Here is a 15029-nt window from a genome sequence, read left to right as displayed (position 1 = left end):
CTTATGCCCCGAACCCCAGCCGGAAGGCCTTTTCGTTCAGCGCATAGAACTTTTCCGGCACGCAGGCCCGCACCGCCTCCAGCCACAGAGCTTCATCCGGATCCAGGTGCCGGGCCATGGCCCCGATAAGCACTACATTCACTGCCTTCTGGGAGCCTGCCTCCTCAGAAAGCTTTAGAGCGTCAACCGCCAAAACCTTTGCGCCCTTTTCCTCCATGGCCGCAAGCAGGCCCTGGGGGTAAGCCGCCTGCCCGGTCACCACAGGCATGGGGTCTATTTTCTGGGTGTTCACCACCGCTGTGCCGCCGCTTTTCAGGTAAGGCAAAGCCCTTGCCGCCTCCAACTGCTCAAAGGCCAGAAGCACATCCGCTTCCCCCTGCTCGATAACCGGGGAAAACACCTTTTCCCCGAAGCGCACATAGGTGACCACAGAGCCGCCCCGCTGGCTCATGCCATGAACCTCCCCCACCTTCACGTCATAGCCCTTTTGCAGCATGGCGCTGCCTAAAATCCGGCTGGCAAGCAGGGTGCCCTGCCCGCCCACGCCTACAATCATCACGCTTTTTGTCTGGCTCATGCTATCGCTCCTTTCCCGCAGAGCGCTGTACACACCCCGCAGCCCACGCACTGGGTGGGGTCGATAAGCGCCTTGCCGTCCCGCATGCTGATGGCAGGGCATCCTATCCCCATGCAGGCCTTGCAGCCTATGCATTTTTCCCCGCTTACCTCTAAGGGGGCGCTGTGCTTCACCGTCTTTAACAGGGCGCAGGGCCTGCGGCTGATAATCACCGAAGGCTCTTTTGCCTCAAGCTCCTCCTTGAGAACCTGCCGGGTCAGCTTCAGGTCATAAGGGTCTACCACCCGCACCCGGCGGATACCCACTGCGCAGCACAGGGCCTCCAGATCTACCGCCTGGGCAGGCTCGTTGTAGATGTTAAAGCCTGTGGAGGGGTTCTGCTGGTGGCCTGTCATGCCGGTGATGGAGTTATCCAGGATAATGACAGTGGAATTGGTGCGGTTATACGCAATGTCAATGAGGCTGGTGATGCCGGAATGGATAAAGGTGGAGTCACCGATAACCGCCACAGCCTTCTTAGCAGCTCCCTCTCCCCGGGCCTTGTTATAGCCATGGAGGGCCGAGACAGAGGCCCCCATGCAGATGCAGGCGTCCATGGCGGAAAGGGGCGCGGAGGCCCCCAGGGTATAACAGCCAATGTCCCCGCTGACATACACCTTCTCCTGCTTCAAGGCATAGAACAGGCCCCTGTGGGGACACCCGCAGCACATGACAGGCGGGCGCACAGGCAGAGGGCCTTCCAGGGCCGCGCTGGGGGCCTCTTCCCCGGTAAGCAGCTTTTTTATAAGCCGCTGGGAAAGCTCCCCGCAGCGGGGGAACAGCTCCTTGCCCACAACCTCCAGGCCCAGGGCCTTGCAGTGGGACTCAATAAAATCGTCCAGCTCCTCCGCCACATACAGGGTTTCGCACTGGGCGGCAAAGTCCCGCAGCAGCTTCTGGGGCAGGGGGTATACCATGCCCAGCTTCAGGTAGTTGGCGGAATCCCCCATAGCCTCCCTGGCATACTGGTACACTGCCCCGGCGCAGATAATGCCAATTTTCGCCCCGTTGTTCTCAATCCTGTTGATTTCGCACCGCTCCGCCCACTCTGCAAGGGCCTGGGTGCGGGCCTCCACCTTCTCGTGCTTAGGCCGGGCAAAGGCAGGCAGCATCACGTTTTTCGCCGGATCCTTTTTATATTCCTTTAAGGGGATTTCCTGCCGCTCCCCGCACTCCACCACGCTGCGGGCATGGGACACCCGGGTGGTCAGCCGCAAAAGCACCGGGGTGTCAAATTCCTCGGAAAGGGCATAGCCCAGCTTCGCGAATTCCTTGCACTCCTGGGAGTCTGCTGGCTCCAGCATGGGAAGTTTGGCGGCTTTCGCATAGTTGCGGGAGTCCTGCTCGTTCTGGGAGGAATGCATGCCCGGGTCGTCCGCCACAGCCAGCACCATGCCGCCGTTTACTCCTATGTAGCTCATAGTGAAAACCGGATCCGCCGCCACGTTCAGCCCCACGTGCTTCATGGCGCAGAAGGATCTGGCCCCGCCGACAGCGGCCCCGGCGGCGGCCTCCGCCGCCACCTTTTCGTTGGGCGCCCACTCGCAGGCAAGCTCCGGGAACTTTGCCGCCGCTTCCGTTATTTCCGTGCTGGGGGTTCCCGGGTAGCTGGATACCACCCGCACCCCCGCTTCATACAGGCCCCGGGCCACAGCCTCGTTGCCAAGTAACAGTTGTTTCATTTCAATCGCCCCGCGATACAGAATTCGCGCAAAAGCCTGTGAAAGCACAGCCCTTTATGCCCCGTACCGCTCCTTTCTTTGTATTCCACGCCGTTCCATCCTTCCTGGATAACAGCTTACTCTTTTTCATTTCGCAAGTCCAGCACCCGCTTTGCCTTGCCCTGGAACCGCTCCAGGGACTTCGGCGACACCAGGGAAACCTTTGTCTCCAGCCCCAGCACGCTCTTGAGCCTGTCGTGTATCTTCCCCTGCAAAGCCTGCAGCTCTCCAAAGCTTTCCAGAAGGCTGCCGTCGGTCAGCTCTACTTTGACCTCCAGCCTGTCCAGGAAGTTCTTCCGGGTAACCACAAGCTGATAGTGCGGCCCCACGTTCCGCATCCCTACCAGCACACTTTCGATCTGGGAGGGGAAAACGTTCACGCCCTTGATAATCAGCATGTCGTCTGTGCGGCCCATCACCTTTTCCATACGCGCGTGGGTGCGGCCGCAGGCGCAAGGCTCGTAGTGCAGCCGGGTGATGTCCTTGGTGCGGTAGCGCAGCACAGGCATACCCTCCCGCAGCAGGGTGGTCACCACCAGTTCCCCCGCTTCCCCCCGGGCCTTGGGCTGCAGGGTGTCCGGGTCGATAATCTCCGGCAAAAAGCCGTCCTCGTTAAAGTGCAGGCCGCAGCGGCACAGGCATTCCCCTGAAACGCCAGGGCCTTGCAGCTCTGTCATGCCGTAATTGTCCGTAACCCTTACGCCCAGGGTTTCCTCAATGCGGGCGCGCATTTCCGGGGTGCAGCCCTCGCTGCCCAGGATGCCGTGGCGCAGCTTCCCGTAGGCCTCCCTGGGATAGCCGCTTTCCCGCACCAGCTCCCCCAGGTACAGGGCATAGGAGGGAGTGGCCACAAGGCCCGTCACCCCGAAGTCCCGGAGCATCATCAACTGCTTTTCCGAGTTCCCGGAGGAGGCCGGGATTACCGTTGCCCCAATTTTCTCCAGCCCGAAATGCAGGCCCAAGGCCCCGGTGAACAGCCCGTAGCCAAAGGATATCTGGATAACGTCCTCCTCCGTCACCCCGGCGGCCGTGACCACCCGGGCCATAAAGTCGGACCACTGTTCAATGTCGCCCTTTGTATAGGCCCCCAAAGTGGGCTTGCCTGTGGTGCCGGAGGAGGCGTGGATGCGCACAATGTCTTTCATGGGCACAGCCAGCATTCCGAAAGGGTAGTTATCCCGGATATCGTCCTTTGTGGTAAAGGGTATGTACTGGATATCCGACAGGGCTTTGATTTTATCCCCGCCTGTAATCCCCGCCTCCCCCAGGCGCTTATGATAAAAAGGCACATGGTTGTAGCAATAGTCTACCATGCGCCGCAGCCGCTGGAGCTGCAGGGCGTCCAGCTCTTTGCGGCCCATGGTTTCCACGTCTTTTTGAAAAAATCTTTCCCCCACTCTTCTAACCACTTTCCTTTCTTTGGGCATGCCGGTGGTTTTGCCGCTTTAAACCAGCAAAAAACCGCTCACCCCTATTGTAGCGGATTTCCCGGCAAATTGCAACAAAAAGTGTGCCTCCCTCCTTCTTTTTCTGTCACTTGCGGCTTTTCCGCTTTTCTTCCATCAGCTGGGCAAGCCAGGGCAGGTGGGTTTCAAATTTCGGCCCGAAGCGGGTGTCCCCGCCGCTTTGGGCTGTGGTGACAATGGTGCGGTGGGTAAATTCCACAGCCGTATCGCAGGCTTCATAAAGGGTCATTCCGTTTAGAAGCCCGCCCAGGAGGGTGGAGGAAAAGAGATCCCCTGTGCCATGGAAATAGCCGGGGATTTCCGGGCGCAGGGAAAGGCGCATTTCCCCTGTCTCCCGGTCAAAGCAGGCCGCGCCCAGCTCTCCCTTTTGCAGCCATGCCCCTGTAAGTACCGCCTGCCGGGGGCCTAAACCGCAAAGCGCCCGCAAAAGGCTTTCCAGCCCCTCCCGGGTGTAGGGGCCTGGGTCATAGGGCAGGCCCAGGATGTGGCAGGCCTCCGTCATGTTGGGGGCCACCACGTCTGCCCGGCGGCACAGGCGCACCATGCCGTCCGCCATCTCCTGGGTGTAGGTGCTGTAGAGCTTCCCCCCGTCCCCCATCACCGGATCCACCAGTATAAGGCTTTCCGGCTCCCGGAACATTTCAAAAATCTCCTCCACCATGCCAATCTGCTCCCCGCTGCCCAGAAAGCCGCTGTACAGCGCTTTAAAGCGCGCCCCCACGCTTTCCCAGTGCTTTGCCATGGGCAGAAGCTCCGGGGTCAAATCCCGGTAGATATATCCTGCAAAGCCTCCTGTATGGGTGGACAGCACTGCTGTGGGCAGGGCTGAAACCTCCACCCCGCAGGCGGACAGCACCGGCAGGGCCACTGTCAGCGAGCACTTCCCAAAGCCTGAAAGATCGTGTATGGCGGCGCAGGTCAATTCCCTCTGCTGCATTGTTCACTTCCATCCTTTCCTTGCGGTTTTATTCAAAAACCTATTCAAATATAAAGTGTAAACCTTCCGGGAGAGAAAGTCAAACTTTACAAATGTGAAAAAAAATGCTAAAATAGCATGGTATATCCAGATTTCAGAACAGAAGGGCAGGTTTTCTTCTATGAAAGGCTATAATGACAAGCGCCGCAAGCTGTTTATCCGCGTCACCGCCGCCATGCTGGCCCTGCTGATGGCAGGCTCTGTGCTTTCAGCCCTGATTTTCAGATAGGAGGGATTTCATGCCTTTTCATCATACCACGCTGTTTATGCCCTGCCGGCGAATGTGGGGGGCGCTGGGGGATTTTTGTTCCCAGCGCCGGGGCCTGCGGCCCAAGGGCAGCCATACTATAAAAGAAGATATAATATCCTGCGGTTTGCCGCAGAAAGGATGAAAGAAAACCATGGCAGAAAACAAAGGGAAGTATTATTTAACCACAGCAATTGCCTACACCTCCGGCAAGCCCCATATCGGCAACGTGTATGAAATCGTGCTGGCAGACGCCATCGCCCGCTTCAAGCGCCTGGAAGGCTATGACGTGTGGTTCCAGACAGGCACCGACGAGCACGGCCAGAAAAACGAGCTGAAGGCCGCTGCCGCGGGGGTCAGCCCCAAGGAATATGTGGACAAAATCGCCGGCATTATCAAGGGGCAGTTCGATTTGATGAACGTGTCCTATGACTATTTTATCCGCACCACAGACGAGTATCACGAGAAGGAAATCCAGAAGGTCTTTAAAAAGCTTTATGACCAGGGAGACATTTACAAAAGCTCCTATGAGGGGCTTTACTGCACAGACTGCGAATCCTTCTTCACCGAAAGCCAGCTTGTGGACGGCAAATGCCCGGACTGCGGGCGGGAAGTCCACCCGGCTCAGGAGGAAGCCTACTTCTTTAAGATGAGCAAGTATGCCCAGCGGCTTATCGACCACATCAACAGCCACCCGGAGTTTATCCAGCCTGTGTCCCGGAAAAACGAGATGATGAACAACTTCCTGCTGCCGGGCCTCCAGGATCTGTGCGTGTCCCGCACCTCCTTCACCTGGGGCATTCCTGTGGATTTTGACCCCAAGCATGTGGTATATGTGTGGCTGGACGCCCTGACAAATTATATCACCGGCATTGGCTACCACTGCGGCGGAGAATCTGAAGAGAAGTTCCACAAGCTTTGGCCCGCCGATCTGCACCTTATCGGCAAAGATATCATCCGTTTCCACACCCTCTACTGGCCCATCTTCCTCATGGCCCTGGATCTGCCCCTGCCCAAGCAGGTGTTCGGGCACCCCTGGCTTTTGATGAACGGCGGGAAGATGAGCAAAAGTAAAGGCAACACTATTTACGCGGACGATCTGGTGGACGTGTTCGGCGTGGATCCCATCCGTTACTTTGTGCTGCACGAGATGCCTTATGACAACGACGGCAACCTCACCTGGGAACTGGTGTGCGAGCGGAACAATTCCGATTTGGCAAACGTGCTGGGGAACCTTGTAAACCGCACCATTTCCATGAGCAACAAGTATTTCGGCGGCGTGGTAACAGACGCCGGGGCAACAGAGCCTGTGGATGATGATTTGAAGGGCTTTGTCAGCGCCTGCCGGGACAAGGCGGCGGCAAAGATGGAGAGCCTGCGGGCCGCAGACGCTATCACAGAGATTATGAGCCTGTTTAAGCGCTGCAATAAATATATTGACGAAACCATGCCCTGGGCCTTGGCCAAGGACGAGGCAAAGCTGCCCCGGCTGCAAACGGTGCTGTATAACCTGGTGGACTGCATCTGCGTGGGAGCTTCCCTTTTGCAGCCCTTCCTGCCGGGCACCTGCGAGAATATTTTCCGGCAGTTAAACGCACAGCCCCGCGTGTGGGCAGATCTGGACAAAACCGGGCTGTATCCCAGCGGAAACAAGGTTACCGACAAGCCGGAGATCCTCTTCGCCCGCCTGGACGAAAACGAGGTGCTTGAAAAGGCTGAGGAAAAAAGGCTTGCCAACATGCCTGTGCCGGAAATCGAGGTGGAGCCGCAGCTTACAGAGCAGGTGGACTTTGACACCTTCTGCAAGTCTGACTTCCGGGCTGTAAAGGTGAAGGCCTGCGAGGCTGTGAAAAAGAGCGACAAGCTTTTGCGCTTTACCCTGGATGACGGCACCGGCACAGACAGACAGATTCTCTCCGGCATCCACAAATGGTATGAACCGGAAACCCTTATCGGCAAAACCCTTATCGCCATTGTGAACCTGCCCCCCCGGAAGATGATGGGCCTGGAAAGCTGCGGCATGCTCATCTCCGCCGTCCACAAGGAAAAGGGCGAGGAGGCTTTGAACCTGCTGATGGTGGACGACTCCATTCCCGCCGGGGCCAAGCTGTGCTGATTGGGGCGCTGCCCCAAACCCCGCTTAGGAAACTTTTTTGTATAAAAGTTTCCTAAGAACCTTCAAAAAACTTTAAGAAAAGGGAAGGTGTTTTGGATGAACAATGGTTGGTTTGGCACGGCTGTCATGGTTGCGTCCTGCTGGATTTGCGCGAGCGGTTTCCTGGGCTGGGCTATATTTGCCCGGCGCTATAAAAAGCCTGTGTGGTTCTGGTCAGGTAGCACGGTTGATCCCAACAGCATCGCGGACATTCCTGCCTACAACCGGGCAAACTCCCGCATGTGGACAGTTTTCTCTTTGCCTTTCTGGATTTCCGGGCTGCTGGGCTTCTGGCTCCCCATGGCGTCGGGGATTCTGCTGGTGGTATCCTGCATTGGCGGCATACCCGCGCTTATCATAGGCTATAATAAAATTTTAAACAGATATAAAGCAAGCGACTATGAGTGAAAATATTTTACCTATTTTTGATTCCCATGCGATTCGGATTTTCGATTCCCATGCCCATTACGACAGCGAGCAGTTTGACAACGACCGGGAGCAGCTTTTAGGGGAAACCCTGCCTCAGAAAGGCGTAATAGGCATTCTGAACATGGGCAGCGACATCCCCGGCTGCGAAGCCACAGTCAAGCTTTGCAGCCGCTATGAATACGTATACGGCGCGGCGGGCATCCACCCGGAGTGCGCCAAGGATCTGCCGGAGGACTGGCTTTCCCAGGTGGAAAGGTGGCTTTCAGAGGAAAAAATGGTGGCGGTGGGAGAAATTGGCCTGGACTACCACTGGCTGGATGCCTGCCCTAAGGAGCGCCAGCAGGAGGTGTTTGCCGCCCAACTGGAACTGGCAAACCGCCTGGGCCTGCCTGTAGTGGTACACGACCGGGAAGCCCACGCGGATACCCTTTCCTTCCTGGAAAAATATCGTCCCCGGGGCGTGGTACACTGCTTTTCCGGCAGCCTGGAAACAGCCCGGCAGGTGTTGGGCCTGGGGCTGTATATCGGCCTTGGAGGCGTGGTGACCTTTAAAAACGCCCGCCACGCTGTAGATGTGGCCCGGGAAATCCCGCTGGACCGCCTGCTGCTGGAGACGGACGCCCCTTACATGGCGCCTGTGCCCTATCGCGGCAAGCGCAACGACTCCTCCCTTATCGCCTGTGTCATTGAGAAAATCGCGGAAATCCGGGGGGAAGAGCCTCAAACCATTGCAAACGCCGCCATCGAAAACACAAAAAAGCTGTTCGGCATAAGCTGACAGGCTAAAAGGGCTGCGCTATTTTCTCTCTTGGCGCGTCTAAAAGGGTTGGGCTTAGCAGGCATTTGGCTGCCGGGCCAAAAAGGCGGCGCCATTCTCTCACTTGGCGCGTCTTAAAATTTTTGAAGATTCCTAAGAAACTTTTTTCAAAAAGTTTCTTAGGGGCAGTTATAAACATACTGAAAGATTCCAAAGAAACGGAGCGAAAACCATGCTGTACGGAAGCAAGCCAGATGAGATCGATCCCAAGTTCGGCGCCAGCGTTACATACGAATACGGGAAAAACCTCTACGTAAACATGACAAACCATTGCCCCAACCGCTGTGATTTCTGCCTGCGCAATAACAGCGACGGCAGCCTCTATGCCACAAACCTCTGGTACCGGAACGGCGAGCCGTCTAAGGAGGAGGTTTGGGAGAATTTGCAGCGGCGGGATCTGAACGCCTACCATGAGATCGTCTTTTGCGGCTATGGCGAGCCTGCCTGCCGCTGGGACGATATGATGTGGCTGTGCGACCGCCTGAAAGAGCATGGCTCCCACTTTATCCGCATTAACACCAACGGCTTAGCCAACCTGATTACCGGGAAAAAGGCCTCCCTGGAGCTGGACGGGCGGGTGGACGCGGTGTCTGTCAGCCTGAACGCCAGCACGCCCAAAAGGTATGACGACTTGTGTCACAGTCGGTTTGGCCTGGAGGCCCTGCCCGCCATCCTGCGCTTTACCGCCGACGCGGTTCTCAACGTCCCCCACGTGCGCATGACGGTGGTGAGCACCATGGCCCAGGAGGAAATGGACGAGTGCCGCCGCCTTTGTGAAAACGTGGGGGCAGATTTCCACGTCCGGGAATATATCCAAGAATAATGGCAAACCCTATTCCCAGCAGGTATTGGGAGAACAGGAGAAAGCCCCGCCCTCTCTGCTTTTTGAGGGCGGGGCTTTTGTTCCCAAAATCTGTGAAAGAATGGGCTGTTAAAGCAAAAACACGAAAGAAAGGAAAGATACGGGGCGCAAAACGCCGCTTTTTCATGGCTTTTGTACCCCCATGGCGATTCCCATGAAAAAAACTGTATACTGGCTTCTCCTCTGCCTGCTGGCCCTTTATCTCACCGGCTGCGCCGCCGTGACCACCACAGGGCCTGTGGATCCAGGCCTGAGAAGGGTGTCAGCGGTGTCCCACAGGCCCGACGGCTGTATCTAGGGCTTCCCGGCGGTATCCATCTGCCGGATTTGGGCACGCTTGATTTTCCCCCCCAGGGTCTTGGGCAGCTCTGCCACATATTCAATGATCCGGGGATACTTATAAGGGGCTGTGGCCTTTTTCACATAAGCTTGCAGCTCCTTTGTCAGTTCCGGCGTACCTTCATAGCCCCTTGCCAGCACAATGGTAGCCTTCACCACTTGACCCCGGATAGGATCCGGCGCGCCTGTAATGGCGCATTCCACCACAGCCGGGTGCTCCACCAGGGCAGACTCCACCTCGAAAGGCCCGATGCGGTATCCCGAGCACTTGATAACATCGTCATTGCGCCCCACAAACCAGAAATAGCCGTCGCTGTCCCGCCAAGCCACGTCTCCGGTATCGTAGTAATCGCCGCCCAGCTTTTCCTCTGTCATGGCAGGGTTCTGGAAATAGCCTGTAAAGAGGCCCACCGGAGGCCTGCTTTTTACGTCCATAATGGCGATGGTGCCCTCCTCGCCGTCCTCGCAGAGATTCCCCTCCCTGTCCACTAGCTGCATGTCATACAGGGGATTGGGCTTTCCGGTAGAGCCGGGGATGGGGGGTATCCACTTGAAGTTTGCCAGCAGCACTGGGCCTTCGCTCTGGCCGAAGCCCTCGTAAATTTGCAGGCCCGTAAGCTCCTTCCACTTTTTCACCACTTCCGGGTTTAAAGGCTCCCCGGCAGTGGCGCAGTGGTGGATGGAGGACAGGTCATACCGGGACACATCCTCCTGAAGCATAAACCGGAACATGGTGGGCGGCGCACAGAAGGTGGTCACCTTATATTTTTCCAGGTGCGAGAGCAGGCGGGCAGGCTCGAATTTCCCCAGCATGTCATAGCAGAAAACTGTGGCCCCGCACAGCCACTGGCCGTAAATTTTCCCCCAGCCAAACTTGGCCCAGCCGGAGTCGGACACGCTCATGTGGAGCTTGTTTTCCTCCACGCACTGCCAGTAACGGGCGGTGGTCACGTGGCCCAAGGGGTGGGCAAAGTTGTGCTGCACCATTTTGGGCATTCCCGTGGTGCCGGAGGTGAAATATACCAGCATGATATCGTCCCAGCGGGTGGCCTCTTCCCCTAAAGGGCGGGGAAATTCATCTGGATACCCCATGATTTCCTCGTCCAGGTTCAGCCACCCTTCCCGGCTCTCCGCCGCAAGTGCTTTCATTTGCAGGCTGGGAATCTCCCCCTGGGCCGCTTCCACCTGGGAAATGACAAAGGGATCGTTTACGCAGACAACGCCATGTATTTTCGCGGCGTTGCCCCGGTATACGATATCCTTTTTCGTAAGCTGCAGGGTGCCGGGAATCAGCACAGCGCCCAGCTTGTGGAGGGCCGCAGCACATATCCAGTATTCCCACCGGCGGCGGAGGATGAGCATGACAACAGAGCCTTTTTTCACCCCCTGGGCGCGGAAAAAGTTTGCCGCCCGGGCAGAAAGCTTCATGATGTCCGTAAAGGTGAACACCTTCTCCTCCCCGGACTCGTCGCACCACACCAGCGCCCTTTTCTCCGGCTCTGCCTGCGCCCAGGCGTCCACCACGTCAAAGCCGAAGTTAAAGTCCTCCGGCACATTGATTTTATAGTTAGCCCGGAAATCCTCATAGCTGTCAAAGTCTATGCGGGGCATATATTTTTGCAAGAGATAGTCCATTTTCTTCATCCTTTCCTGTAGGGGCATTGAGCCGGCAGCCCCAGCCCGCAAACGCCTGCCCCCAGGCAGGCCGCCCGGCTTTGCCGGGCGCGGGAGGCTCCGCCTCCCGGTTTGCGGGCCGGGGGCGTGCTCACTCTGTAATAACTGTGACAAACCTGGCCTTCCCGCTGCCGCCGCAGCGCTGCCCATGGGGCAGGGTGGGATTAAAATAAATGGAATCCCCGGCCTTCAGCTCAAACTCCTTCTCCCCTATGCACACCACCACAACTCCCTCCAGCACCAGGTTAAACTCCTGGCCCGGGTGGGTGATAAGCTTTGCCGCCTCGTCGGTAGGCTCCAGCGTTACCAGCAGCGGCTGCATGATTTTATCCGCGTACCGGAAGGCCAAGTCCTCAAAATGGTACTCCGGGTTGCGGTTCACCACCCGGCCCTGGCCCCGGCGCACAATATGGTATGTATCCAGGCGGGCCGGCACGCCTGTGGCAATCTCTGTAAAGTCCACCTTAAATTTGTTTGCTATCTCATATATCACGCTGATGGGGATATCCCGCCCGTCCTCTTCATAGCCCTGATACACTGCCGGATCCAGGTGCAGCTCCCGGGCAAGCTGCTCTGCTGTGTAGTCGCTCGCTTCCCGCAGCTCCCGCAGCCGGGGGCCTATCTCATTGATGCCGCTCACGTCGCCACGCTCCTTTTCATGTGGATTTTGAAAAATTATACCACTTGGAAGCGCCGCCCGTCAATACCGTCCGCGCCAGAGGGAAGCCTGCCCAAAGATTTCGCCTCCCCTTTTTCCTGTTAAAAAAATAATATTCCCAAACCCCCTTGCACTTTTCCTCCAGGTAGTGTACACTGTTGACGTACAGGACATGGGAAAGCCGTCTCTCTGTCAGAGACGGGAAAGGGCATGGATATGTTCCCGCCTCCCTCTCATTGTCCATTTACAGTCAAAGAAAGGATGTATTACGCATGAAAGTAGCAGTTATCGGCGCATGGCACGTACACACCCGGGAGTACACCACCGCTATCCAGGAGAATCCCAAGGCAGAGCTTTGCTGCCTGTGGGATGATGATCAGGAGCGCGGCAAGGCCATGGCGGAGAAATTCGGCATTCCCTTCCAGCCGGATCTCCAGGCCATCTGGGATGACGAAACCATCGACGCTGTGTCCATCACCACCGCCACCTGCCAGCACACAGAGGTGCTCATGGCTGCGGCCAAAGCCAAAAAGCACATCTTCACCGAAAAGGTGCTGGCCTTTACCAACGAGGAAGCAGAGCAGATCGCCAAGGCTATTAAGGAAAGCGGCGTGAAATTCACTATCTCCTATCCCCACAAAACCTGGCCCACCCTGAAAGCCGCCAAAGAGCTGGTGGACAGCGGCAAGCTGGGGCAAATCACCTATGCCCGCGTGCATAACTATCACAACGGCAGCACTGCCGGCTGGCTGCCGCCCCATTTCTATGACGCTTCCCAGACCGGCGGCGGCGCCATGATGGATCTGGGCGCACATCCCATGTACACCCTGAACTGGTTCCTGGGCGAGCCTAAGTCTGTTGTTTCCATGTTCACCGAGGTTACAGGCAAGCCTGTAGAGGAAAACGCGGTTTCCGTTATCGAGTTTGCAAACGGCACCATCGGCGTTTCTGAAACTGGCTTTGTCACCACCGGCATTCCCTATGTAATGGAAATGAGCGGCACCAAAGGCTCCCTGATGGTACATAATGACATCCTGGAGTATAGCTGCGAGGAAACCGACAACAAGCTGGTGCAGAAAACAGATCTGCCCGAGAAGTCCACCATGCCCATCGACGCCTGGATTGACGCGGTAAACGGCATTGGCGAAGCCCCTAACGGCATAGAAGACGCTGTGGCCCTCACCAAGTTCATGGTGGGCGCTTATGAGTCCTACAAGACCGGCAAAAAGTACACCTTCTAAAACCTCCCCAAAGTAAAAAAGGAACCTCCATGTGCAGCAGGTGCATGGGGGTTCCTTTTTTACTGCCAGGCAATTAAACGTCATGCCAGATATTTTTCCATGCGCACAAGCACAGCGGCGGTTTCCCCCCGGGAGGCCCCTGCACTGGGCCGGAAAGCGCCGTTTGCGTCTCCCTTGAGAAGCTCCAGGGCCGTCATGGCGCCCACAGCCTCCACAGCCCATTCTTCAATGAAGGCGGCGTCTGTGTAGCCGCTTACATCTTCTGGCTGGGCGGATACCACGCCTTTATGCCGAAGGTACCGGACAAAAACAGCCGCCAGCTCCTGCCGGTTCACCTTACTATCCGGCTGGAAGGTACCGTCCCCATACCCTGTTACAATGCCGTTTTCATAGGCCCATGCCACAGCTTCTGTATAATACTCCCCTTCCGGCACATCAGTAAAGGGATAGCTGTCCCTGCTGGGGACAGCCGAGGCCTCCCGGGAGGCCCGGTGCAGGAAAGTGGCAAGCTGGCCCCTGGTCACCTGATCCGCAGGGAAAAAACGGCCCTCGCCTGTTCCCAGCATAATGCCCTCTGCCGCCACCTTGTCCACAGAGTCGAAATACCAGTCTGTGGGAAAAACATCGCGGAACACATTTCCCAAAGGGGAATAGGCAAGTTTGACCGTCCCGCTGGGAAAGAAACCCTCTCCCGCCGCGTAGGCCGCGGCCACTGTCCCGGGCTTTACCGCCACAGGCCCGGTGTAAAGCTTTTCCCCGCCGCTGTCCTGCGCCCCGGTCAGGGTATAATGGATCTGGGCGCCCTCCTGCACCCCTTCCATAGCGAGCAGGCCGTTTTCCAGGCGCAGCACCGGGGTGAAGGCTGTGGCCTGGGTAATCTGCTCTTCCACAGTCTCACTGCGGCTGCCGTTCATGTTATAGGCGGAGCAGGCCCTGATGGTACAAGGCCCAGTAACTGTGAAAGGGCCGGTATAGAGGCGGCTCTGCTGGTTTAAGGGGGAGCCGTCTGCGGAATAATACAAGGGCACCCCGGCAGGGCCGGAAATGGACACCTCCAGGCTGCCCTGCCCCACTGTATAGGAGATTTGGGGGCTTTGGACAGGGCCGGGATCCGGGAAATCCTTCACAAGGCTTCCTCCTGTATACCACTTGGCATTTTCCGCTGTGCGCCCCTGCCTGCGGAAAAGCTCCCGCACTGTGACAAACTCATAGCCCTGGGCCTGCAGTTCGTCAATAGCCGCAAGGCTGCCTTCCACTGTTCCCATCTTTTTATCATGCAGCAAAATGATATCGCCCTCATGTACACCGTCCACTATCTGCTGCTTTATGGCATCCGCGTCCGTATACACCCAGTCTTTCGGCGTAAAAGACCAGAGGATGCAGGGCAAACCCACAGCCTGGGCCGCGCCCTCATTGATATGTCCATAGGGCGGGCGCACCATATAGTCTGTACCCGGGCCGCAGATTTTGTCCAGCAGGGCGTTTGTGTCCTGCACCTGCTTCTTTACCTCTTCCAAGGGGATAGCTGTCAGGTTTTCGTGGCTGTAGCTGTGGTTTGCCACCTGGTGCCCTTCCTCATACATCCGGGCCACCGTTTTTTCAAAGGAGGGGATCTTTTTCCCTACCAGGAAAAAGGTGGCGTGTACGCCTCTTTCCTTCAGCCCGTCCAGCAGACGTTCTGTATTTTCATAAGGGCCATCGTCATAGGTGATGGCAACAAGCTTCTTCTCCGCTGCCTGGGCAGGCTGTGGCAGGCAGGCCGTCCCTGCCAGCAGCAAAATAAAGAGCAAAAGCGAACATACCTTTTTCACTCCAAAATCCTCTTCTT

Annotated in this window: 13 protein-coding genes; 6 read left to right on the top strand and 7 right to left on the bottom strand. The window is 57.1% G+C overall.

The genetic code is table 11. The features are described 5' to 3' along the window. Window position 1: 1 nt before the first annotated feature. From VSQ30_RS07635 to VSQ30_RS07620, 4 genes are all read right to left on the bottom strand, one after another. Window positions 2-577 (bottom strand): indolepyruvate oxidoreductase subunit beta, encoded by a 576-nt coding sequence (locus VSQ30_RS07635; protein WP_334463160.1) that lies wholly within the window; start codon window positions 575-577, stop codon window positions 2-4. Then, window positions 574-2298, bottom strand: coding sequence for an indolepyruvate ferredoxin oxidoreductase subunit alpha (iorA, locus tag VSQ30_RS07630; protein WP_334463158.1), 1725 nt, complete (start codon window positions 2296-2298; stop codon window positions 574-576). The genes VSQ30_RS07635 and iorA overlap by 4 nt, the downstream gene beginning before the upstream one ends. A gap of 116 nt (window positions 2299-2414) precedes the next feature. Further along, window positions 2415-3764, bottom strand: a complete 1350-nt coding sequence (locus VSQ30_RS07625; protein ID WP_502876213.1) for a phenylacetate--CoA ligase family protein — start codon at window positions 3762-3764, stop codon at window positions 2415-2417. Window positions 3765-3870: 106 nt separating this feature from the next. Continuing rightward, window positions 3871-4740, bottom strand: coding sequence for a pyridoxamine kinase (locus VSQ30_RS07620; RefSeq protein ID WP_334463156.1), 870 nt, complete (start codon window positions 4738-4740; stop codon window positions 3871-3873). Window positions 4741-5180: 440 nt separating this feature from the next. Here VSQ30_RS07620 and metG point away from each other — a divergent pair, with 440 nt between their 5' ends. The 5 genes from metG (at window position 5181) to VSQ30_RS07595 (ending at window position 9587) form a co-directional block, all read left to right on the top strand. Beyond that, on the top strand, window positions 5181-7142 hold the full coding sequence (gene metG, locus VSQ30_RS07615) for a methionine--tRNA ligase (RefSeq protein WP_334463154.1): 1962 nt from the start codon (window positions 5181-5183) through the stop codon (window positions 7140-7142). A gap of 96 nt (window positions 7143-7238) precedes the next feature. Continuing rightward, window positions 7239-7589 carry a hypothetical protein gene (locus VSQ30_RS07610; RefSeq protein ID WP_334463153.1) on the top strand — a complete coding sequence of 117 codons (351 nt, stop codon included), beginning with the start codon at window positions 7239-7241 and terminating at the stop codon, window positions 7587-7589. Next, window positions 7582-8388, top strand: a complete 807-nt coding sequence (locus VSQ30_RS07605) for a TatD family hydrolase (protein WP_334463152.1) — start codon at window positions 7582-7584, stop codon at window positions 8386-8388. The genes VSQ30_RS07610 and VSQ30_RS07605 overlap by 8 nt, the downstream gene beginning before the upstream one ends. 211 nt (window positions 8389-8599) lie before the next feature. Next, on the top strand, window positions 8600-9250 hold the full coding sequence (locus VSQ30_RS07600) for a TatD family nuclease-associated radical SAM protein (protein ID WP_160641188.1): 651 nt from the start codon (window positions 8600-8602) through the stop codon (window positions 9248-9250). Between the two features lie 193 nt (window positions 9251-9443). Then, window positions 9444-9587 carry a hypothetical protein gene (locus VSQ30_RS07595; protein WP_160641187.1) on the top strand — a complete coding sequence of 48 codons (144 nt, stop codon included), beginning with the start codon at window positions 9444-9446 and terminating at the stop codon, window positions 9585-9587. Here VSQ30_RS07595 and VSQ30_RS07590 read toward each other — a convergent pair. Both VSQ30_RS07590 and VSQ30_RS07585 read right to left on the bottom strand, forming a co-directional pair. Continuing rightward, window positions 9584-11263 (bottom strand): AMP-binding protein, encoded by a 1680-nt coding sequence (locus VSQ30_RS07590; protein ID WP_334463150.1) that lies wholly within the window; start codon window positions 11261-11263, stop codon window positions 9584-9586. The two genes, VSQ30_RS07595 and VSQ30_RS07590, sit on opposite strands and share 4 nt — an antisense overlap. A 130-nt stretch (window positions 11264-11393) precedes the next feature. Beyond that, a complete protein-coding gene (locus tag VSQ30_RS07585) occupies window positions 11394-11942 on the bottom strand; it encodes a helix-turn-helix domain-containing protein (RefSeq protein ID WP_160641185.1) in 549 nt (182 codons plus the stop codon). 290 nt (window positions 11943-12232) lie between these two features. Here VSQ30_RS07585 and VSQ30_RS07580 point away from each other — a divergent pair, with 290 nt between their 5' ends. Then, on the top strand, window positions 12233-13201 hold the full coding sequence (locus VSQ30_RS07580; RefSeq protein ID WP_160641184.1) for a Gfo/Idh/MocA family protein: 969 nt from the start codon (window positions 12233-12235) through the stop codon (window positions 13199-13201). Between the two features lie 80 nt (window positions 13202-13281). Here the strand turns inward: VSQ30_RS07580 and VSQ30_RS07575 are convergent, their stop codons facing one another. Then, on the bottom strand, window positions 13282-15012 hold the full coding sequence (locus VSQ30_RS07575; protein ID WP_334463149.1) for a polysaccharide deacetylase family protein: 1731 nt from the start codon (window positions 15010-15012) through the stop codon (window positions 13282-13284). Window positions 15013-15029 lie beyond the last annotated feature (17 nt).

Origin of the sequence: Acutalibacter sp. JLR.KK004 (assembly GCF_036941085.1) — a bacterium.
GTDB lineage: Bacteria > Bacillota > Clostridia > Oscillospirales > Acutalibacteraceae > Acutalibacter.
Note: the sequence above shows the minus strand (reverse complement) of the source record. Positions and strands in the feature narration are given on the sequence as shown.